Source organism: Lysinibacillus sp. fls2-241-R2A-57, assembly GCF_030209535.1.
Classification (GTDB): Bacteria; Bacillota; Bacilli; order Bacillales_A; family Planococcaceae; genus Lysinibacillus.
In genome coordinates, this window is sequence record NZ_JARVRU010000156.1 from 1 (window position 1) to 22834 (window position 22834).

19 protein-coding genes and 2 tRNA genes are annotated in these 22834 nt (G+C 38.9%); 3 read left to right on the forward strand and 18 right to left on the reverse strand.

Annotated elements, in window-relative coordinates:
* Window positions 1-759: 759 nt before the first annotated feature.
* From QRN68_RS21185 to QRN68_RS21245, 13 genes are all read right to left on the reverse strand, one after another.
* Entirely contained in the window at window positions 760-1032 is a 273-nt protein-coding gene (locus QRN68_RS21185) for a hypothetical protein (RefSeq protein WP_285399003.1), read from the reverse strand.
* A gap of 526 nt (window positions 1033-1558) precedes the next feature.
* Window positions 1559-3061 (reverse strand): lysine--tRNA ligase, encoded by a 1503-nt coding sequence (gene lysS / locus QRN68_RS21190; RefSeq protein WP_285399005.1) that lies wholly within the window; start codon window positions 3059-3061, stop codon window positions 1559-1561.
* Between the two features lie 330 nt (window positions 3062-3391).
* Window positions 3392-4432, reverse strand: a complete 1041-nt coding sequence (gene dusB / locus QRN68_RS21195) for a tRNA dihydrouridine synthase DusB (RefSeq protein ID WP_285399007.1) — start codon at window positions 4430-4432, stop codon at window positions 3392-3394.
* 111 nt (window positions 4433-4543) lie between these two features.
* The gene (folK, locus tag QRN68_RS21200) at window positions 4544-5065 is read right to left on the reverse strand and encodes a 2-amino-4-hydroxy-6-hydroxymethyldihydropteridine diphosphokinase (protein WP_285399009.1); all 522 of its coding nucleotides are present in this window, start codon (window positions 5063-5065) and stop codon (window positions 4544-4546) included.
* Window positions 5065-5430: a dihydroneopterin aldolase gene (gene folB / locus QRN68_RS21205; RefSeq protein ID WP_285399010.1), complete on the reverse strand. Its 366-nt coding sequence runs from the start codon at window positions 5428-5430 to the stop codon at window positions 5065-5067. Before folB ends, folK begins: the two co-directional genes overlap by 1 nt.
* On the reverse strand, window positions 5430-6284 hold the full coding sequence (folP, locus tag QRN68_RS21210; protein ID WP_285399011.1) for a dihydropteroate synthase: 855 nt from the start codon (window positions 6282-6284) through the stop codon (window positions 5430-5432). The genes folB and folP overlap by 1 nt, the downstream gene beginning before the upstream one ends.
* 13 nt (window positions 6285-6297) lie before the next feature.
* Window positions 6298-7137 (reverse strand): aminodeoxychorismate lyase, encoded by an 840-nt coding sequence (gene pabC / locus QRN68_RS21215; RefSeq protein ID WP_285399012.1) that lies wholly within the window; start codon window positions 7135-7137, stop codon window positions 6298-6300.
* A complete protein-coding gene (gene pabA, locus QRN68_RS21220) occupies window positions 7138-7719 on the reverse strand; it encodes an aminodeoxychorismate/anthranilate synthase component II (protein WP_285399013.1) in 582 nt (193 codons plus the stop codon).
* Window positions 7716-9095: an anthranilate synthase component I family protein gene (locus QRN68_RS21225; RefSeq protein WP_285399026.1), complete on the reverse strand. Its 1380-nt coding sequence runs from the start codon at window positions 9093-9095 to the stop codon at window positions 7716-7718. Before QRN68_RS21225 ends, pabA begins: the two co-directional genes overlap by 4 nt.
* 198 nt (window positions 9096-9293) lie before the next feature.
* Complete coding sequence (gene cysK, locus QRN68_RS21230) at window positions 9294-10223, reverse strand: cysteine synthase A (protein WP_285399014.1); 930 nt, start codon at window positions 10221-10223, stop codon at window positions 9294-9296.
* A gap of 264 nt (window positions 10224-10487) precedes the next feature.
* The gene (locus QRN68_RS21235; RefSeq protein ID WP_285399015.1) at window positions 10488-11462 is read right to left on the reverse strand and encodes a peptidyl-prolyl cis-trans isomerase; all 975 of its coding nucleotides are present in this window, start codon (window positions 11460-11462) and stop codon (window positions 10488-10490) included.
* Entirely contained in the window at window positions 11446-12327 is an 882-nt protein-coding gene (gene hslO, locus QRN68_RS21240; RefSeq protein WP_285399016.1) for an Hsp33 family molecular chaperone HslO, read from the reverse strand. The genes QRN68_RS21235 and hslO overlap by 17 nt, the downstream gene beginning before the upstream one ends.
* A gap of 21 nt (window positions 12328-12348) precedes the next feature.
* On the reverse strand, window positions 12349-13116 hold the full coding sequence (locus tag QRN68_RS21245) for a type III pantothenate kinase (RefSeq protein ID WP_285399017.1): 768 nt from the start codon (window positions 13114-13116) through the stop codon (window positions 12349-12351).
* Window positions 13117-13631: 515 nt separating this feature from the next.
* On the opposite strand from QRN68_RS21245, the gene QRN68_RS21250 reads away from it, so the two are divergent.
* The gene (locus tag QRN68_RS21250; protein ID WP_285399018.1) at window positions 13632-13808 is read left to right on the forward strand and encodes a hypothetical protein; all 177 of its coding nucleotides are present in this window, start codon (window positions 13632-13634) and stop codon (window positions 13806-13808) included.
* 41 nt (window positions 13809-13849) lie between these two features.
* Here the strand turns inward: QRN68_RS21250 and QRN68_RS21255 are convergent, their stop codons facing one another.
* The 5 genes from QRN68_RS21255 to QRN68_RS21275 all read right to left on the reverse strand — a co-directional run bounded on the left by QRN68_RS21255 (window position 13850) and on the right by QRN68_RS21275 (window position 21807).
* Complete coding sequence (locus QRN68_RS21255) at window positions 13850-14683, reverse strand: aldo/keto reductase (RefSeq protein WP_285399020.1); 834 nt, start codon at window positions 14681-14683, stop codon at window positions 13850-13852.
* 174 nt (window positions 14684-14857) lie between these two features.
* Window positions 14858-16882: an ATP-dependent zinc metalloprotease FtsH gene (gene ftsH / locus QRN68_RS21260; RefSeq protein ID WP_285399021.1), complete on the reverse strand. Its 2025-nt coding sequence runs from the start codon at window positions 16880-16882 to the stop codon at window positions 14858-14860.
* A 487-nt stretch (window positions 16883-17369) separates the two neighbouring features.
* A complete protein-coding gene (hpt, locus tag QRN68_RS21265; RefSeq protein WP_285399023.1) occupies window positions 17370-17912 on the reverse strand; it encodes a hypoxanthine phosphoribosyltransferase in 543 nt (180 codons plus the stop codon).
* Between the two features lie 63 nt (window positions 17913-17975).
* Window positions 17976-19382: a tRNA lysidine(34) synthetase TilS gene (gene tilS / locus QRN68_RS21270; protein ID WP_285399024.1), complete on the reverse strand. Its 1407-nt coding sequence runs from the start codon at window positions 19380-19382 to the stop codon at window positions 17976-17978.
* Window positions 19383-19410: 28 nt separating this feature from the next.
* The gene (locus tag QRN68_RS21275) at window positions 19411-21807 is read right to left on the reverse strand and encodes a SpoIIE family protein phosphatase (RefSeq protein ID WP_285399025.1); all 2397 of its coding nucleotides are present in this window, start codon (window positions 21805-21807) and stop codon (window positions 19411-19413) included.
* An 805-nt stretch (window positions 21808-22612) separates the two neighbouring features.
* On the opposite strand from QRN68_RS21275, the gene QRN68_RS21280 reads away from it, so the two are divergent.
* A tRNA-Gly gene (locus tag QRN68_RS21280) sits at window positions 22613-22687 on the forward strand.
* Window positions 22688-22697: 10 nt separating this feature from the next.
* Window positions 22698-22774, forward strand: a tRNA-Met gene (locus tag QRN68_RS21285).
* Window positions 22775-22834: the final 60 nt, after the last annotated feature.

Sequence of the window (22834 nt, forward strand, 5' to 3'; positions counted from 1 at the left end):
CTAAAAACTTTATTGATTACGTTTTGCTTGTTCAGTTTTCAAGGTTCATTTCGTTGTCGTTTTGTTTTGACAACTTTTATAGTTTAACATTTTTCATTTTCGTTGTCAACTCTTTTTTCAAAAGTTTTTCAACTTCGTTTCAGAAGTTAAGTGACAACTCTTATATAATATCATTCTCGAATTTCGATGTCAACATCTTTTTTAATGTTTTTTCGAACTCGTTTTTGTTTCTTGCGTCGTCTTAACGACAAGTAATAATTTATCACGAATCTAATACATTCGCAAGTGTTTTTCCGCTATAAAATTATCTTTTTTATAAATCTTGAATTAGTAAGCTATTTTACGATTTTTCGAGCACCAAATAACTCTTGTAATCTCCTAGCTACCACTTTATTTGTTTTACTATACATCTCTTTCTTGAAAATCTCAACAAACTAAACAAGAAGAGTCTTACTTCTATTAAAAATATAGCCCCTTTTTAAGGATACTTTCTCAAGCTTTCTTTGAAAAACATCTAAGATCCTACACATTAGAATGCATCATCACCCTTCTAACACGTCATTTACATATTGCACTAACCAATACTCAATCAAGAAAAAAGGAGCCAAAGTGATTCTCCTACACCTCGACTCCTACTTATTCATGTTTGTTACTTCTTTATTGTTCCGCTTCATAATAAGATATAATACTTGTTCCCTTTTCAATGCGGAATTCAACATTGTTTTTTAAAACTTAAATCTAAAAATCTACTAATTTAAATTAATTATCTTGTTTCTCAACTATATCCAGGCACCAAGAGAAATTATCCCACGCAGAATACCAGCCACTGAAGATTTCGGAAGAATCATCCCAACGGACGTCAAATTTCTTCTGACCGTTTATATCCACTAAATATAAAGATAGGGTCGGATCTATCTTAGAAACTGCTAATTTCATACCATTTTCAAGTTCTTCTTCAGTTAACTGAACATCTGAAACTGAACGTAGCTGCGCCTGTTCAAATACATGTTTGTTAAAGATTTTATAATTCATTATAAGCCTCCAATAAAACTTCTATTAATGTCTATTTCTACTTTATCTGCAAATTATAGAACTCTTAAAGTATACCCTATATTCATTTGCCGTTTAAACACCTTATTAATTCTTTTCAATTTAAACTTTTTAAACATAAACCAATTAATACTAAATCATCGCTTCAGATGCAAACCAGGAATCTCGCCCTAGCATTCCACCATACCGACTCCGACTTTCATTCATTTCTCACCGAATGAAGCCATTGTATATTCTATTTATAGCTATACTCTATTCTTTCACCAAGGAAAATGTCCAGTATTATTAAAGACATTAGAGGCAGTCTGAACCTACCTAATCAATTATACCTCGGCATAGTTGCGTCTAGATCATTAATTTGAAATCCAAATTTATCAGGGCATCGTTTAATTTAACTTTCAAAAAAACAGGAGCCTCAGTGCATCTCCTGCACCTCGGCTCCTGCTTATTCACAATTGTCCACTATAATATGAAGCAATTCTTTTTCATTGCGCTATTCATAAAACAACTATTTAGTAATATGACGCATTGTTGGGAATAATAATACATCACGAATTGATGGTGAATTTGTAAGAAGCATAATTAAACGGTCGATACCAATACCTAATCCACCTGTTGGAGGCATACCATATTCCAGCGCTTCAATGAAATCGTTGTCCATTTCGTGCGCTTCATCGTTACCAGCTGCTTTTTCAACTAGCTGAGCTTCAAAGCGTTCACGTTGATCGATAGGATCATTTAGTTCTGTAAAGGCATTTGCGTGCTCACGGCGAACGATAAATAATTCGAAACGGTCAGTGAAACGCTCGTCCTCTGGATTTTTCTTCGCTAGAGGCGAGATTTCCACTGGATGGCCATAAACAAACGTAGGCTGAACAAGAGTCTCCTCAATCTTTTGCTCGAAGAACTCGTTAATAATATGTCCTACCTCATGTGTTTCTTTAACCTCTACTCCATGTTCTTTAGCAAGTGCTTGAGCTTGTTCCTTAGTCATAGGCTGCCAGAAGTCTACACCTGTAGCTTCTTTTACTGCGTCTACCATATGAACTCGTTTCCAACCTACAGCAAGGTTAATTTCATCTTCACCGTATTGAACTGTAGTAGTACCCAAAACTTCTTGAGCTACATGAGCAATAAGGTTTTCTGTTAGAGACATAATATCTTTGTAGTCTGCATAAGCTTCATACAGCTCTATCATTGTAAATTCAGGGTTGTGGCGTGTTGAGATTCCTTCATTTCGGAAAACACGACCAATTTCATACACTTTCTCTAGTCCACCTACGATTAAACGTTTCAAATGCAGTTCAATAGCAATACGCATGTATAATTCCATATCAAGCGCATTGTGATGTGTAATAAATGGACGAGCCGCTGCACCACCAGCAATTGTATGAAGCATTGGTGTTTCTACTTCTAAATATCCTGTGTTATCTAAATAGTTGCGGATAGCACGGATAATTTTAGAACGTGTAATAAATGTTGTTTTACTATCCTCATTCGTCATTAAATCTAAATAACGTTGACGATATCGTTGTTCAACATCTTGTAAGCCATGGAATTTTTCTGGCATAGGGCGTAGAGCTTTTGATAGGAATGTAAACTCTTCAGCCTTTACTGAAAGCTCTCCTACTTGCGTTCTGAAAACATTACCACGAATCCCTACGATATCACCTAGGTCAGCTTGTTTAAATAATTCATACGCTTCTTCGCCAACGTGATCTTGACGAACATAAATTTGAATTTGGCCACCTAGATCTTGAATATGTGCAAAGCCAGCTTTTCCTTTACCACGTTTCGTCATAATACGACCCGCAATAATAACCTCTTGTAGGTTTTCCTCTAGCTGCTCTTTTGTTTGATCTGCAAATTGTTCACGTACTTCTGTTGATAAATGAGTACGTTCAAAACGACTACCAAATGGATCTTGACCATTTTCTCGAATAGCTGTCATTTTTTGGCGTCTCACCAAAAGCTGATCATTTAATTCTTCTATGTTTGACACTTGTTTCACTCCTTATTAAATTGTCCGCGTTACGTTTACGTCCATAATATTTCTATTGTACACAATTTTATTGCTGTAATCATCTGTTTCGACGTAATTTTCCATAAGAGGAGGAATAATTTATAATTCTAAAAACTAAAGTTAGCAGAAAAGTAGGCGTCTCAAAACCAACTGTGAGACGCCTTTTCAACGTAATCAATTATGCCTCGGCATAGAATCGGCTTTGTGCTTAGGCGTGCGTGATCCAGGTCAGTTAGCCGTTATCGCATGGATGTGATGATTTTAGGCTAACATCCTCTAAGAACTCCTTTCCGATTTCCGTGACACCCGTTGAAAAAGTTAATAAATTAATTCTTTTGCTTCCGGTACTATTAATTTAGATTCAAGTTCTTCATATTCTTGTACAAGTCCATTTAATAGTGCACGAAGCGCTACTGCAGTTTCTGTTTGATTAATCTCTTTACGCGCTTTACCATTACCACGAATACCTTTTAAATACCACGAAGCATGTTTACGCATTTCACGTACTGCCACACTCTCTCCTTTTAATTGCATAAGGCGTTCAAAGTGAAGCAAACACACATCAATTTTTTCACGTACACTTGGCTCTTCTTTTAGCTCACCAGTTTCAAGGTATTGAACTGTACGATAAATCATCCAAGGATTACCTAAAGCAGCGCGCCCAATCATTACTGCATCCACCCCAGTAGTATCAAGCATACGTTTTGCACCTTGAGGAGTTTCTACATCACCATTACCAAGCACAGGAATTTTTACATTTTCCTTCACTTGACGAATGATATCCCAATTCGCCTTTCCTTCGTACATTTGTACCCGCGTACGTCCATGAACAGCCACCGCCGAAGCACCAGCACGTTCTGCAGCTTGTGCGTTCTCAACAGCAAAGATATGCTCATCATCCCAACCAATACGCATTTTTACGCTGACAGGTTTTTTTACGGCATCGACAACAGCCGCTACCATTTCATATAATTTATTCGGATCTAAAAGTAAACGAGCGCCCGCTTCACATTTAATAATTTTATTAACTGGGCAGCCCATATTAATATCGATAATATCCGCGGTTGTGTTTTCATCTACATACTTGGCCGCTTCCACTAGTGTTTCCTTATCACCACCAAAAATTTGCAATGAAAGTGGATTTTCACGCTCATCGATATAAAGCATGCCTAGTGTTTTTTCGTTCTTCTGGACAATCCCTTTATCACTAATCATTTCTGCATATACTAGCCCTGCCCCGAACTCCTTAACAGTTAAACGGAAAGCAGAGTTACAAATTCCAGCCATTGGCGCTAAAACGACACGGTTGTCCATAACTATATCGCCAATTTGAAACGGCTTCTCAGTTGTCTGACTCAATGATGTTTTCCCCCTTCTATAGGTTCTCACCTATTCCTATATATATATCTATCGTTAATGCTATGCAATTATAGGCATATCCCAATAACCTTTAACCCCTGGATTAGGAACTTAATTGACGGGCTGCATCATTTTCAGCTCTGCTGATGCTCGCCATAAAGTTACGCCTTCCTCTTTACAATCCATCTGTTGCATTATATCATGCGCCCTTTGCAGTTGTTCTCCAACTGGTGTAGGCGTAATTTCTATCAGTGGTACTAATACGAAAGCTCGCTCATACATTCTTGGATGTGGAACAATTAGGCTCTCTGTTTCAATATCTTCGTGATTGTAGAGTAAAATGTCAAGGTCTATGATTCGAGGGCCCCATCGAAATTCACGAACACGACCTAGTTCACTTTCAATCCATTGGCAGATTTTTAGCATTTCAGAAGATGAGTAACTCGTTTTAATATGAACTGCAATATTTAAAAAGTCGGCTTGGTCAGTGTAGCCTACAGCAGCTGTTTCATAAACCGAAGAAGTGTGCACAACTTCAATTTCCTTATTTTCCGTTAAAAGTTTAACAGCATGTTGTAGGTTTTCAAATCGATCTCCCATATTTGTCCCGATTGATAAATACACATTATTCATTAGTAATCACCTCTCGTTACCTCTACTGATACTTCTTTATAATAGCCATGGATTGGTGGATCTGGTTTAATAAGCTCCACGCGAACACCCTTAACCTTTTCTGAGTATGTCTCTAAAATACTGTTTGCTATTTTCGATACAAGTGCTTCAATAAGCTTGAACGGCTCACCTTCTACGATATCACGACATAACGCATAAACCTCTGCATAATTCACCGTATAATTTAAGTCGTCAGTTTCTCCTGCCATTGTCATGTCTACAGCAAGTGAAACATTAGCACGAAAGCGTTGACCGAGTGTAGTTTCAGCTGCTAAGACACCGTGATAGCCATAAAACTGCATATCCTTTAAATGAATATAGTCCATCATGCTTCCTCCTTAAAAATACGTTTACCAACTAAAATATCAGCCATATGTGTAGCTCGCGCCATTTCCTTTACATCATGCACACGAATCATATGGCATCCCTTTTCAATACCGTAAACAACTGTTGCGCCCGTACCTTCTATACGCTCCTCAACAGGCAGTTTTAAAACATTACCGATCATTGACTTACGTGAAGTCGCTAGTAAAACAGGATAACCCATTGCTACGAGCTCCTTTAAATGCTGCATCATTTCTATATTTTGAGCGGTAGTTTTCGCAAAGCCTATGCCTGGATCTAAAATAATATGATGATCTGGTATACCTGCATTCCGGGCAATAGCAATACTCTTCTCTAAATCAGCCTTTGCCGTTGCCCAAAAATCAGTTCCATAATCAGTGTTTTCCCGATTGTGCATTAAAATAATCGGTACATTTAAATCTGCAGCGACCTGAGCCATCTTAGGATCAGCCTTTGCACCCCATATATCATTAATAATATGTGCACCAGCTTCGATAGCCGCTCGTGCTACGTTTGCTTTATACGTATCAACCGATATAATTGCAGGCACTTCAGCTACTAAAGCTTGAATAACTGGCACAATACGTGCAATTTCATCTTCATCGGAAATACGCTCATAACCTGGACGTGTTGATTCTCCGCCAACATCAATAATTTTAGCACCCTCAGCTACCATTTTTTTCGCTTGTGTAACTGCAGCTTCGACGTTATTAAACTTTCCTCCATCTGAGAATGAATCTGGCGTGACATTTAAAATACCCATCACAAAAGTTTCTGCTGTATAGTCTAACGTGATACCGTTAATAGTTAATGGTGTTGTATATTTTTCTAGCATGTTAACGCTCCTTCTATTCTTGTTCCACTTCATTGACAAATGCTTCATGTAAACACGAATAAATAGGCCCTTTATTGCCTAGTAACTGCTTGTTTTCTAATTTACGAATTGGAACTAACTCTTGTATAGAGTTGGTAATAAAGCATTCTGAGCATTGCTCTACATCCTCTTTAGTAAAGAAACCTTCTTTTACCTTAATCCCCAGAGATTGCGCTCGCTCAATTATCCATGCTCGGATAATTCCAGGTAAAATACCAGTCTCTAAGGAAGGCGTATATAGTATATCATCTTTCACCCAAAAGATATTTGATGTAATACCTTCAGCAACATAGCCTTCTTCCGTTAAAAAGAAGCCTTCTTGTTGTGCCAAAGATGGCATCTCAAAACGCCCAAGAACGTTATTACCATAATGATGCGATTTCACTCGTAGCCCTTTTTCAGGAGTATTACGAGGTGTTACAAGCCACTGTGCGTTTTTCTCCATACCTCTAGGTGTATCATGTAATTCTTTGCGAAAAACAATAACATTCGGATGTCTATATTCTGTCGGCTGTAAACCGATACTATGCTCTCCAGCTGATACATTTATACGGAAATAGCCATCCTGTCCATTCGCCTGTTCATTTAATCGCTGAACAACCTTTAGTAATTCATCTTCAGTATAAGGCATATGAATACGATATTGAGAAAGCGCTGTTTGCAACCTCTCGATATGCGCTTCCCAACAAAACACCTTTCCCTTATACGTTCGAAATGTTTCGAAAAAACCTAAGCCATATAAAAACCCATGATCGAATGGCGAAATGCGCAAATCCTGCGCCGCTACATAGTCACCGTTCATCCAACACAGCATTTACTTCGCTCCCTCTACATACAATTCTATAAACTGGCGTAGAAGCTTTTTACCTTGCTCCGTCATGATCGATTCAGGATGGTATTGCACGCCCTCAATTGGATAGTCCTTATGGCGAATACCCATAATCTCGCCTTCTTCTGTCCATGCAGTTACTTCAAAACATGCTGGTAATGTTTCTTTTTCAACAATCAAAGAGTGGTATCGAGTAGCTTCAAATGGATTTGGCATTCCCTTATGCAAACCTATTTCAGCATGTAACACAGGTGATGTTTTACCATGCATCAAACGCTCAGCTCGTATAACATTCCCTCCAAATACTTGAGCAATGGCTTGATGGCCAAGACAAACGCCTAAAATCGGAATATTTCCCGCGAAATTCTTAATAATGTTCAGGCTTTCACCTGCTTCATTTGGGCTACATGGTCCTGGAGAAATGACAATCATATCTGGTGCAAGTTGTTCAATATCCTTCAACGTCAATACATCATTTCTTTTTACCACTAATTCATGACCAAATTCTCCAAAATACTGCACTAGGTTATACGTAAATGAATCATAGTTATCAATCATTAAAATCATTTTGCTCGCTCCTCCGCCATTGCCTTTGCCTGCCACATCGCCTTCGCTTTATTTAAAGACTCTTGGTATTCTTTTTCTGGAACAGAATCAATAACAATGCCCGCTCCTGCCTGAATATGCGCTACTCCGTCTTTAACAAATGCTGTACGAATAACAATATTAAATTCCATATCACCTGTGTAGCCTAGCCAGCCAATTGAACCAGTATATAATCCTCGTCTTACAGGTTCTAACTCTTCAATAATTTCCATCGTACGAATTTTCGGTGCACCCGTTATTGTTCCTCCTGGAAACATAGCACGGATAACGTCTGCATTCGTTTTCCCTTCAGCTATTTCTCCTCGCACGTTGGAAACAATATGCATCACATGCGAATAGCGTTCAATGACCATGAATTCATCCACTTCAACCGTTCCAAATGTAGATACTCGCCCTAAATCATTGCGCTCTAAATCAACAAGCATTACATGTTCAGCACGTTCCTTGTCGTTATCAATCAATTCCTGTGCTAATGCTAAATCCTCTGCTTCGGATTTTCCTCTTGGTCGTGTGCCAGCAATCGGTCGCGTAGACAACTCAGTACCGTGACGCTTCACCAAAAGCTCGGGTGATCCAGAAACGACAGCAAAATCCGGTGCTTCTATATAAGCCATGTAAGGTGATGGATTAAATGCACGTAATGCTTCATATACATCCATTGCAGTTGCATTTAATTTTTTGGATTGACGTACTGACAAATTCACCTGAAACACATCGCCCTGAGCTATATATGTTTGGATTTTACTTACCGCGTCTTCAAAGTCAGTCCCAGCAAATGATACTAGCAATTCACTTTCGTCGTTCACTATTTCTACAGCGCTTGTTTTCTCAAATTTGCGTGTAAGCAATCCTTCTTGCGCTGCCCCTTGCCATGCATTAGCACGTTCTTCTAAATCTACGTCACAGTCTGCTAGCTTCATAAGCGTTACTTTATTGGTTTTCACATCGTGTACTGCCCAGCAATCAAAAATATAAAAATAAATATCTGGTACATGTAAATCATCTACTGCAGTGTTAGGGAGCACTTCAATTTTACGCGCGTAATCGTATGCAACAAACCCTATTGCTCCACCTTGAAAAACAGGAAGCTCATCATTGTATGAAAGGTGATATTTCTCCACCAATTCCTCTAGCAATGCAAGTGGTTCACCATTTAAAACTTCTTTCTCACCATTTCTCCAATTTATAAGCAGGCCATTTTCGACCGACTGCGCTGTAGCTAACGGATTCCATGCAGCTATTGTAAAATGTCCTCCGCGTCCACTTTCTAAAAATACATGAGCTTTTTCTGTTTCTGTTTGCTCCTTATAACTATAAAAAAACGACTCTGCATCCATCGTTATTGTTTTCGTAAATATCGTCTTCAAGTTGCTATTCCCCTTTAAGTCATTTGATGTGATTCCATCTTAACTTGAATATTGCCTAGAAGCGAATATTTTTAAATTTAAGTACTGTAAGTTCCTGCATTCGGAAAGATATAGATATCAACAAAAAAAGACTCCTCGTTAAAGGAGCCTTACATACAAATTATTAGGTTAGTCTTCAAATTGATATAACGGAGTTGATAAATAACGTTCCCCATTAGAAGGTACGATTGCAAGAACATTCGAGCCCTTCCCTAAACGTTTTGCAGCTTCAATAGCAACATGGATCGCTGCACCAGATGAAATACCGCATAAGATACCTTCTTCACGCGCTACTTTACGAGCTACTTCGAAAGCAATCTCGTTTTCTACTGGGAATACAGAAGAATAAACATCTGTATCTAACACTTCTGGTACGAATCCGGCACCGATACCTTGAATTTTATGAGGTCCTGGTTGACCGCCAGAAAGTACAGGTGAATCTTTTGGTTCAACAGCAATAATTTCAATATCCGGATATTTCTCTTTTAACACAGCGCCTGCACCCGTAATTGTACCTCCTGTACCAACACCAGATACAAATGCATCTAATTTTAAACCTTCAAATGCTTCTACAATCTCCGGTCCAGTTGTTAAACGGTGAATAACAGCATTAGCTGGGTTCGTGAATTGTTGTGGTAAGAAGTAGCCATGCTCAGCAGATAATTCCTCTGCCTTAGAAATTGCACCTTTCATCCCTGCTGGTCCAGGTGTTAATACAAGCTCTGCACCATATGCACGTAATAAGTTACGACGCTCTAAGCTCATTGTTTCTGGCATCACTAATATCGCTTTATAGCCTTTAGCCGCAGCAATCATCGCAAGACCAATACCTGTATTACCAGAAGTAGGCTCAATAATTGTACCACCTGGCTTTAATGTACCATCTTTCTCAGCCGCTTCAATCATCGCTAAAGCTAAACGGTCCTTTACTGAGCTACCCGGGTTAAAATATTCTAATTTTACATAAACAGTACCTTCGTTTTCGCCAGTTGCATGATTTAACTTTACAATTGGTGTTTTACCAACTAATTCAGCTACTGAGTTCGCTAATCTACTCATTTATCCATCCACTCCTAATCCCTACTATTTTCATAGGTTTTACTTATTTTGATTTTATCAATTTTTCCATTCGATTGTCAATCAATAAAACTTATATTTTCAGAATATTTATTGCCATCGAGCTAAACTAGAGTAAACAAAAAACCTGCTCAATATCCTAGAAAAGCCGCTACTCTGTTGACGCTAAACGTCTGCAGGTTTTTCCTGGCTCATTTTTCCCACAGATATCTCGCAGATTCCTTAAGCTCATTTCGGAGCAATCTGTTATTTACCTTTTTTAGCTTCTCCGTAATACCAAGTTGCACTGAATTCAGACCAAAATGCTTCTGGTGTAACCGATTGTGGCAATTGCTCTAACGCGAGCTCACGTTCAATATGTTCTTTCACATCGTCATATGTAAAGGATTGTCCTTCGCCTATTTCTTGAACTTGTACAATTCCGTAATGTCCGTTATCAAGCTTAAATGCTTTACTAATCTCACCTGCTTTTAAACCCTCAGCGGCTTTTAAAATGGCAGGATCAACATTTTCTTGTTTTTCTGTAAGGAAACCAATATCTCCGCCTAAACTAGCTGATGCGCTATCTACCGAGATTTCACGTGCCAGCACTGAAAAATCAGAGGCGTTTTTTATTTCACTTAACGCTTCCTCAGCAGCCTTTTTGGAATTCACCTCAATAAAATTAGTACGATAGCTTGTTTTCGTATTGTATAATGCCTGATTTTCCTCATAATATTTTTCAATACTGCCTTCTTTTATAACCACATCTTTTGTCAGTACCTTATCTAAAATAAGCTGTGAGCGAATTTTTTGTCGTAGCTGCTCTGATGAAAGATTTTGCATGGCTGTATCAAATTTATCCTGAGCAGATCGCATTAAAGCTAACTCTAAATCGATCTCTTCATCCGTAACTTTTATTTTATATTTCTTTGCTGCCTTTTCCATCACAGATTCATTCACTAAATTTTGTAGTGTCTCTTTACCATAGCGTTCTTCCATGGCAACCATCCACTCTTGACGTGTAATAATATCCCCGTCAATGGCAGCGACTTGTTCATCGCTACCAATTTCTTGAACGTTATCTGGGATTAACCAAGCAATAAACCACAAAATATTTCCTAATAACAAAATTATAATAACTGTTAATGCGGGTTTAGTTTTTAAACGGCGTTGCAATAAGGGCGTTTGGTTGTTGGACGTTGTAGCGTTTAAAGGGCGTCGATTACGCGTTGAGCTCATCGATAAATCCTTCTAGCTCTTCTTTTGAGAAACGGTATGTTTCTAAACAGAAGTGACATTGTGCTTCTGCTTCGCCATCCTCTTTAATCATTTCTCGAATTTCCTGTGTCCCTAACCCTAAAATCGCTGCACCAAATCGCTCTTTTGAACATTGACATTTAAACTCTACTGGCATGGAATCTAAAATTTGCAAATGACCTTTTCCTAACACAGCTTCTAAAATTTGCTCTGGAGTAAAGCCTTTTTCAATCATTTTTGAAACTGGCTCTATAGTAGCTAGATGCTGTTCAATTTCATCGATTGTCTCTTCTTCACAACCTGGCATTAATTGAAGGATGAAGCCACCAGCTGCAAGAATTGTGTTATCAGGATTTACTAAAACACCTAGACCAACTGATGAAGGTACTTGCTCTGATGTAGCAAAGTAGTAAGTAAAATCTTCAGCAATTTCACCTGATATAATAGGTGTTTGTCCAGAGAACATATCTCTTAAGCCTAGGTCTTTTACGATTGTTAATGCACCTTCTGTCCCTACACCTGCACGTACATCAAGCTTACCTTGCTCGTTTAAGTCAAAATGAACCTGAGGATTCGTTACAAAGCCACGTACTTCTCCTTTAGCGTTACTATCAATCACCATTGGACCAATTGGACCGTTTCCTTCAATTTTAACGGTGATTTTTTCTTCACCTTTTAACATTGCACCCATCATCACAGCTGCAGTCATAGAACGACCAAGAGCAGCCGACACAACTGGCCATGTATTATGACGACGTTGTGCTTCTCCTACTGTTGCTGTTGTACACGCTGCAAAAACACGAACCTGTCCGTTAAATCCTAAACCTCGTACTAAATAGTCTTTCATAAATGAAATGTCCCTCATTTCTTATTGATTGCGTTTATATAGCTTATATAAGCCTTTTAATGTTAAAAACGGATCGACTACATCAATAGCTTGCGTCTCCCCAGCAATTAAATTTGCTAATCCTCCAGTAGCAATAACTAAAGGCTCTTCCTTACTTTGCGCTTTCATGCGATTAACAATTCCCTCAACTTGCCCAACGAAGCCGTAAAAAATTCCGGACTGCATCGCAGATACGGTTGTCTTTCCAACAATATGTGTAGAGCGCAATATTTCAATACGTGGCAATCTAGCTGCTTGTGTATAGAGCGCCTCCGTAGAAATCGAAATACCTGGAGCAATAGCACCGCCCATATAATCACCCTTTTCGTTTAAGTAACAATATGTTGTAGCAGTACCAAAATCAACAATAATCAGTGGTGCTTTATATGCTTCAAGAGCTGCAATAGCGTTAACTATGCGATCTGAGCCAACTTCACGTGGGTTTTCATATTTAATATTCAATCCTGTTTTCACACCTGGTCCTACAACGAGCGGTTTTTTACGAAAATACTTTTGACACATCGCTTCTAACGAAAACATAATTGGTGGTACAACAGAGGATATAATAATGCCCGTAACTTGTTCAAATGAAATGCCTGCATGATTAAAGAAAGATAATACTTGCATTGCGTATTCATCTTCAGTTTTATGAAGGTCTGTCACCATACGCCAATGGAAGGCTAATTGATCGTTGTCATCATAGACACCTAATACGATATTCGAATTCCCTGCATCTAAAACTAAAATCATGGCTGATGCCTCCTATTTATTGCACCTCACCGTAATTGTACCTGTCACTATACGATTGATACAACTAAAACAATGCATACACTTAAAGTTAAAACACTTTAGAAAATGATACCATACTTTTATTCCTATGAAATAGCCCTTCATGCTTCACTTAAAAAGGAACCACCCTCATATTAGGTAGCTCCTTTCATATTAAAGCGTGAAATTGATTTCCGTTCCGGCTGGGCGCTTTCCTGGGGGCGTCCGATGAGCCGCTTCGCTGCGCTCCAGGGTCTCATCTGTGACGCTGATCCCCAAGGAGTCGCCCAGCCTCCACTTCAATCAACCAATCTACTTAGCGTATATCTTCTGGTACGGCACTCTATTTATAGTTATAAAAAACTTCAACAAAATGTGTTTTTGTGTGAAAGCGTAGCGTTAGCAATAACAGGTCTACAATTACTTCCCTGTTATAAGTCGCAATATTATTTACTTTTGAAATGAATAGTATTTATAAAAATTTACGCTATTGCTGATTGGAGTGGAGGGCTACTCGACTCCCGTGGGAAAGCGAGACAGGCGAGACCCTGCACGGAGCGCAAGCGGAGGAAGCTGCTCGACGCTCGCCCACAGGAAGCTCTGCTCTGCGCGAAAGCGTAGCGTCAGCGACAAAGCGAGTAGCCTGGAACGGAAATCAACTTCACTTTTTTTAGTATGTTGAAAAGGAGCCACCCTATAGGTAGCTCCTTTCATATTATTTAAAATTAAATTTCTCCGGGTTTGGTCCACTACGTAATCCATCATTTAGCGCATCTAACTGAGCCATTTCTTCCTCTGCTAATGCAAAGTCAAAGACAGCTAGATTTTCCGTCATACGTGCAGGAGTCATTGTTTTTGGAATAGTTACTACACCATGCTGAACATCATAGCGTAACACAATTTGTGCTGGCGTTTTGCCATATTTTAAAGCTAGCTTCTGTATCAATGCTTCTTCCAACAAAGAACCATTCATTAGTGGTGACCATGCCTCTACCTGTATTCTTTTTTCCTTGCAATACGCACGCACTTCCTCTTGAATTAAGTGTGGATGAAATTCAATTTGATTAATAACAGGAATCACCGAAGTTTCCTTTAATAAATTTTCTAAATGGTGGACATGAAAATTACTAACTCCAATAGAGCGTACACGTCCGTCCTGATAGATCTTTTCAAGCGCTTTATAAACATCAACGTAATTTGTATCAATACCTGGCCAGTGAACTAAATATAAATCTAAATAATCTAATCCTAATTTTGCTAAACTACTATCATAAGCTGCTAGTGTTTCATCATAGGAGAGTCCATCATTCCAAACCTTTGATGTTACGAATAGTTCTTCACGTGTTACTAAGCCCTCGTCAATGGCTGCGCGAATTCCTCGCCCAACACTTTCCTCATTGCGATATACTTGCGCTGTATCAATGCTACGGTAACCTTTTGCAATAGCTGTTTTTACCGCTTTAGCCAAGTCATCCCCTTCAGGTACTCGAAAAACGCCATAGCCGATTAACGGCATTTCTAGACCATTATTCAATATTACGTTTCCCACGTTTCAACACTCCTATCTATGTTGGCTCTACATCAAATGTTCTGGACGGATATCCCAAACAAATATTAGAACCTCTATACGCAGCTGCGTATAATATCTCTATCCTAATATCTTCTGCTGAAGAAAGGCAAAGAAAAAGACTGCTTACAAAAATCGTAAACAGTCTTTCTAATATTAATCACGTTTTTCATCGATACCTTTTGCTGTATCAGTTGGCTCTTGACCTTCTTTTGGAAGCTCAGCTGTTGTTGGATTTGGCTCATTGCTAAGCAATTCTTTTTTAACAACTGGTTCACCAACTACATCTAATGTTGGTTGAGCTTCAACTTCGGCAGTTTTTTCCAAAACTATTTCAACTTCCGGTTCCGGTAAAACACCGTGATCACGTAAATGCTCGATTTCTTGCGCATTTAATGTTTCTTTTTCCATCAATGTTTTAGCAATTAAATCAAGTAATCCACGTTTTTCAGTTAGGATTCGTTTAGTACGTGCATATTGCGAATCGATAATTTGCTGCATTTCTTTATCGATTTCATAAGCAATCGAATCAGAATAGTTTTGATCTGAATTAAAGTCACGACCAAGGAATACATTACCACCCTGACTTGAACCGAACTGCATTGCACCAAGATTTTCACTCATACCATATTCAGTGACCATAGCACGTGCGATACTTGTTACCTTTTGGAAGTCATTATGTGCTCCAGTAGATACTTCGCCAAGTACGATTTCCTCTGCCACACGACCACCAAGAAGCCCTGCAATACGGTCAAGTAACTCTTGTTTTGTTGTGAAGAAACGTTCTTCCTTCGGTAACATAATCGCATAACCTCCAGCTTGACCACGAGGAACGATTGTTACTTTGTGTACTGTATCTGCTTCATCTAACTCTAAACCAACAACTACGTGGCCGGCTTCATGGAAGGATACAAGTTTTTTCTCTTTTGCAGAGTATACGCGGCTAGCTTTCGCTGGACCAGCAATTACTCGGTCAGATGCCTCATCGATATCTGCCATATTTATTGAACGTTTGCTTTTACGAGCTGCTACAAGCGCTGCTTCATTTAATAAGTTCTCTAAATCGGCACCTGAGAAACCTGGTGTACGTTGTGCAACAGCTGCTAAATCAACTGAATCTGCTAAAGGCTTGTTGCGCGCATGTACTTTTAGAATAGCTTCACGTCCTTTTACATCAGGGTGTCCTACTGTAATTTGACGGTCAAATCGACCAGGACGTAATAACGCTTTATCTAAAATATCTGGGCGGTTTGTTGCAGCGATAATAATAATACCTTCGTTTGCTCCAAAACCATCCATTTCAACTAACAATTGGTTCAGTGTTTGTTCACGCTCATCATGGCCACCACCAAGACCTGCGCCACGTTGACGACCTACAGCATCAATCTCATCGATAAAGATGATACATGGTGCGTTTTTCTTCGCATTTTCAAATAAGTCACGAACACGTGATGCACCGACACCGACAAACATTTCTACGAAGTCAGAACCTGAAATCGAGAAGAATGGTACGCCTGCCTCACCCGCTACTGCTCGTGCAAGTAATGTTTTACCTGTACCTGGAGGACCTACAAGTAAGATACCTTTTGGAATACGTGCACCGATTTCAGTGAATTTGCGGTGGTCTTTTAAAAAGTCAACAACTTCTACAAGCTCCGCTTTCTCTTCATCAGCACCCGCTACATCTGTAAAACGAACTTTTTTCTTCTGATCATCATAAAGTTTAGCTTTACTTTTACCAAAGCTCATCACTTTATTACCGCCACCTTGAGACTGGCTCATTAGGAAGAAGAATAAGAAAATGATAATAATGAAAGGAATAATCCCTGTAAAGAACTGAATCCATCCACTTGTTTCTGGTGCTGTTAAATATTTAATATTACTATTCTTATCCTTAGCAGCCTCATCGATGCGGTCCATTAAAGCTTGGTTTTCACGAGGGATATTTGTTGTAAAGCGTGCACCCTTCTCGTAACCCTTCAGTGTACCTTCAACGATGTATACTGATTTATCAGGTTGAATTGTAGCACTTGTTATTTGATTCTTATCTAGAGCTTCTTGAAACTCATTATAAGTTAACTCTTTCGTTGGCGCATTGCCACCATTGAAAGTACCAAAAATACCGATAATCACCAAGAATATCAGTAAATAGAATATGGTATATCGAAATATTCGATTCATCTCCAGCCTCCTCATTACAAACAGAAAAATTATAAGTAAAATCTTAACATATCATGATTTCATCATACAACGAAAAGCCCTACTTTAAAAAAGTTTCGTCCGATTTTTGTCGAAATCGAAACATATTTATGCATTTTTTAACTTTGTCCCTGCGTAACTGTACCTGTTACTTTATCTTGATACAGCTGAACAATGTGCCTAAATTTTTGAATTTCTTATAAAAGCTCATCGCCAAAACGTGAGGTTGATTGCCATTTAGACTGGGCACTTAAGGGTACCCGATGAGTCGCTTCACTCACGTTGCTCTCTAAAGTGCTTCATCTGTGGCGCTAATCCTCAAGGTGTCGCCCAGTCTCAAATCTGGCATTCGTTTTAACAAATGTCATCCCCAACTTTTTGGTGATAAGCCAACAAACTAAAAATCTATGGCCTTTGCTGGAGGCTTTCTCTTTTCATAGCTGATGTTCTTTCGTTAACTTTTTACTCGTTAGAAAGAATAGACTTCTGGCTTTAAAATGCCGATATACGGTAAATTACGGTATTTTTCTGCATAATCTAAACCATATCCTACAACAAAGCCGTCTGGTACTTTAAAACCAACATAATCAGCAGCCAAGTTTACTTTACGGCCTGATGGTTTATCTAACAATGTGACGATTTTGATGGATTTTGCTTTACGGTATTTAAATAAGTCTACTAAATAGCTTAAAGTTAAGCCGCTATCAATAATATCCTCGATAATTAATACGTCACGTCCCTCAACGCTTGTATTTAAATCCTTTAGAATCTTTACTTCGCCTGACGAAACTGTGGCATTACCATAGCTAGAAACATCCATAAAGTCTAGCTCAATGAAAGAATCGAAACGTTTCATCAAGTCAGTCATAAAAGGCATTGCCCCTTTTAAAACACCAACAGCTAGCGGGAATGCATCTTTATATTCCTCTGTCAGTTGTGCTCCTAAATCAGCGATTCTTTCTTGTAATTGTTCTTCTGTAATCATAACTTTTTCGATGTCATTTTGTAACATATCGATTCCTCCTCGTGTGTATAAAAAATTTTCAACCATTTGTGGTGAAATTTTACAAAGACCTTAGTCTACGATGAGCACTGTATCATCGTTTGGTTGTGGAGTGGTTGAAAAAAACATTCCCATACGCACACCAATTACCGCTACTACCTCATCAGATTGAGAAATCAGTAACGGCCAGCTATTTCGCTCATTTAAAGGAATCTTTTCATCTATAAAAAGGCGAGATAAGCGTTTTGGCTGATCCATTCCTTTTAACAGTATTCTGTCCCCTTCCTTACGTACTCTAACATAGAGCGGAAGTTTGAGTTTGCTAGCGTTAAAATAAAAAAGTTGCGCAGTATCCGTCATCATTTCAGATGATAAATCAGACAACTTGACTACGCATAAATGTTCACCATTTGTCAGAGTTGTCCACCCATTAGCAGTCGAAATAACTTTTTTCTCAGGAGAAACTTGATCTTCTAATAGTTCTTTCTTCTGAATTGTTAATGTTCCGTAACGGCGAACTGCTATAAAATCTTCTGGCAAGTGAACTTCAGCATACCCGGCTGTCGTATCACAAAGCTTTGAAATTGAAGTCAATAAAGCATAACTTTGTATCGTATTTGAATCTTTGTAAAGATAGTTTAATAGTATTAAAATGAGCCTCCTTTGTAAAGCAAGTGATACCAATTGAAAAGCCTCAATTTCCATGCTATATGTATTTCCGCTAATATTTTTTATCGTTCTAGAAAATACATCTTCCGCTAATGCCATTAAATAGGCATCGTCTTCTTGCAATTGTTTTGTAAAATGGGTCACCTGCTCAGTTACTCGAGGGTTTTCTGCTTCCAATAATGGCACCATATGATGTCTAAAACGATTGCGTACATAGGTGTCTTTAGAATTGCTAGCGTCTTCCCGATAATTTAAACCTTGTGTAAGTAAATATTCCCTTATTTCGGACTTTGTAACCGTTAAAAACGGACGAATTAATGATTTTCCTTCAAAAAAGCGTTGTGAACGTATACCTTGCATACCATTGATCGTTGCATTTTTTGTCAGGGCCATTAATACTGACTCCAGTTGGTCGTCCGCATGATGTGCAGTTACAAGCTTGCTAGCATTTGTTTTTTGCATGACCTCTTTAAAATATTGATACCGTTCTCTACGACAGATAAGCTGTGTATTTCCATTTTCTAAAGCCATGATTTCTGGTATTGGAATTGCTTTCGCATGTAAGTATACACCATACTCATCACAATATTTTTGGACAAAATCTCTATCCTCTGCAGATGCTTCACCTCTTAACATATGATCAACATGGACGGCTTCTACCGTAACCCCCCATTGCTCTTTTGTTTTGACAAAATAATGAAGTAAAGCCATTGAATCTACTCCACCCGAAACGGCGACGAGAAGGTGGTCGTCTTGCTGTAATAATTGCTCTTCTTCAATAAATAATTTGACCTTTAATTCAAATGACAAACGCTTCTCCTCCCCTTTTCGTTTTCTATCATATTGATTTGCTCATAGAATGTTGAACTGGTCTAAACACAGCCCATGTAGGTACAACGTGGGTAACTTCTAGCATCAATACGGTGCAATCGTCGTCGATGTTATAGTACGATTGGAAAGATTGCATAATCGTTGTTAGTTTTTCCTGTATGGATTTAGTAGTGCCTGCTACCTGCTGTGCATACGCTAAAAATGTCTCCTCCTGCTCATCCCAATCATCAACACTTGAAAATAATCCATCAGAGTGCATTAAAATTACATCGCCCGCTTTAAGCTTTCTTTTTTCAGCCTCGACTGCTGAAATGGATAAAAATCCTACAGGCGCTGCATTACTTTCAACCTTCAGCACCTCTTTCCCACGTAAAATATACGTAGACATTCCCCCGGCCTTCCACGACCATAAATCACCGTGTTGTAAATCGACAAGTGCAAAATCAAGCGTTGCATACATATCATTTTGCTGCTTTAAAGACATGACATAATGCAACGTATGCATCGCAGTTTCTGGATTCATATTGTAATTTAAGCATTCCCGCATTAAATGTATCAATTTTCTACTTTCATGCTGTGCTTCTTTACTCTGCCCCATACCATCTGACAATAAAATTGCAAATAGTCCAGGATGCAATTGAAATAATGCATGGGAATCACCTGAATATAAAGTCGCATCTTTAGACATGCTATATATATCATACTCTACTTCAAAGCTTATAGCTGATCTAAAGCTTACTTGAATGTGACGAAATGGTATATCACATGCTACTACTTTTTCAATTTCAAATGGTTCTTCAAAAATATCGTATAAAATTGGCAATATCATTCGTTCAGCTACTGTCGTATCTTCTTCCCAATTGACACGTGCTGGTGCTAAGGCACAGACAATTTTTCGTGCTCCAGGCTTATTACTTAATACATCTAGTTGAAAGCATTCAATATGTGCTTCTGTTAATCGTTGAGTAATGTCCTTTTCCACACTGACGAAGGAGATAGTCTCTTCTTTCATTTCCGCTATTAATTGATTTAGATGATTGCTCATATCACGTAGCTGAAGTGCAATCATTTTCTTACCATGAAAATACTGTCCATTAATGCGCTCTCTGTACAGCTCTGTTTCCAATTCTTCGAAAATTTTCGTTGATTTCACACATTTATAGCGTAGTTGTTCTTCGACACGATGAAGAGTAGATTCCTTTCCGACGCCTTTCATATGAAACCAGTCCGTCATAAGTTTGTCCATTCCGTTATTTTGCGCTCCCCAACAGCGATCGTAGCGAAAGCAGCTTAAACATGTATTCATTGGTGATACTTCCTTTGCCTCTTCTATCGGGACCGTCATAAAGCGTTCAAACACAAGTTCCTTCATAAATTGCACAAAATGCTGAAAATGTTCTAATTTATACGTAACATGCTCCGTTAACCAATTTTGACGGGCGAGTAAGATCTCCTCACGCTGCGGAAACAGCTTGTCCCGTACCTTATCCGAATATTTTTTCGGGACGGCTAGAAAAACAATACTGCCAATAGCAATCGATGTAAAATAAACACTGTCTAATGGCAATGTTGCATCGTAAAATAAAAAAAACACACTTGGCAGAATGCTACCAATTGCTACACCAAATCTTCCGGCACGAGCTCCCATCCCTGCACACAGCCCCGTTAAAGTTGCTACAGACAGCATACCTGAAAATGAAAGTTTTGCAACACCAATGAGAGTCCCAAGCACGGCTCCGATAACCGTCGCCAATGGTACACTTCCTACTAACGCACCAAAGCAAATTAATAATTGCACTAAAAAAATGGGGAGTGAAAAATAGCTAATGACAATTGCTTGCATCCCTGTGAGCATAGCAGCAAATACAACTAATCCAGAGCCTAGCTTCTCATATGTCCAATGACTCGTAAACCATTCATAAGAATTAACAAACAGCACTTGCATAAACAGCGTCATAATAAGAGCTAAAGCTGCTTCACAACCTACATAAAATTGTACAAGCACCGGTGGTAATCCTTGGTACATCACCCCCTGCCACATTATCTGTACAAGCAGTACCGCTAAAGAGACTGCAATACTTTGAGGCAGTTGCCAATAACGGAAGCGCATAATACATTCATACATAACGATTTGTAACGCTAAAATAAAGACTTGTCCAAGGCCAAGAAAAAAACACCCTATTAAACCACCGCACAAAACATATTTGGCATATTCCTTATACTTCGTTCGAATAATTGCCCAAAAAGGAACCGAGAAAGGTACAGCGGCTTCAAATACAACAGACTGAGCTAAAAAAAAGGATGTTAAAAAAAGTAGAGAGCCTATCAGCAATTGCCTTTTTTTCGCTCCTAATTTTTGATCGTCGTCCACATTTGCTGTGTTATACCATTCAATACTCGTCATTTCACTATCCCCTTTCTGCTTCTGCACTTTTGGCTATTATAAAAAATTATGAGTGGAAAGATTGTCTGACGGTGACAGAAGAAAATATAAACATTTCGACGAATACATATGCATAAATACGAGAAATGGCAACAATTTCTACAAAAACTATAAGCCGTACTAGAATAGAAACATTTCCTCCTATGTAATTGTTTTTAAATAACAGAAAATTCCCTCAACTAAGTTTCTTTGTCGCTACATAATATTCTTTACAAAATCTATGCCATAAGAGGTCTAGTGCCCTTTCATCCTTTCTTTTTCATTGATCGATGCCCCCTATTTCGTCAAAATACTATAGTCAGCAGTTACGCTGATACTTTTCTACTTAAGAACAAAAAGTTTGATAAATTTCCCAAGAAAAGGCTCATCACCATAGCGTGTGGTTGATTGCCGTTCCGACCAGGCGCTTTGTAGCTGACGCTTCGCTTTCGCGCAGAGCAAAGCTTCCTAGGGTTGTCCGATGAGCCGCTTCGTGCAGGGTCTCGGGCCAACAGATGTTTTTTGCGCGAAAGCGTAGTGCTAACGAAGCGGCAGCAGCACCGATTTTGGTCACGAAGGCGTTATCACAGGATGTGATGGTTTTAGCCTTCATTCCTCTATTGCTAATCCCCTAGGAGTCGCCTAGTCGGAACGAAGATCAACTTATATAAATGGCATACATTTTAAATAATTAATAAAACCATATATTTTTATTAATTTTTTTCAAAAAGTCCTTGACGTTAGTAACAAAGGCTTGTATTATTTAACTTGTCCTTAAAAAACAAATGCGGAAGTAGTTCAGTGGTAGAACACCACCTTGCCAAGGTGGGGGTCGCGAGTTCGAACCTCGTCTTCCGCTCCAAAATCTTAATGGCGGCCTAGCTCAGCTGGCTAGAGCGTACGGTTCATACCCGTAAGGTCGGGGGTTCGATCCCCTCGGCCGCCACCATAGTAGGCCCCTTGGTCAAGTGGTTAAGACACCGCCCTTTCACGGCGGTAACACGGGTTC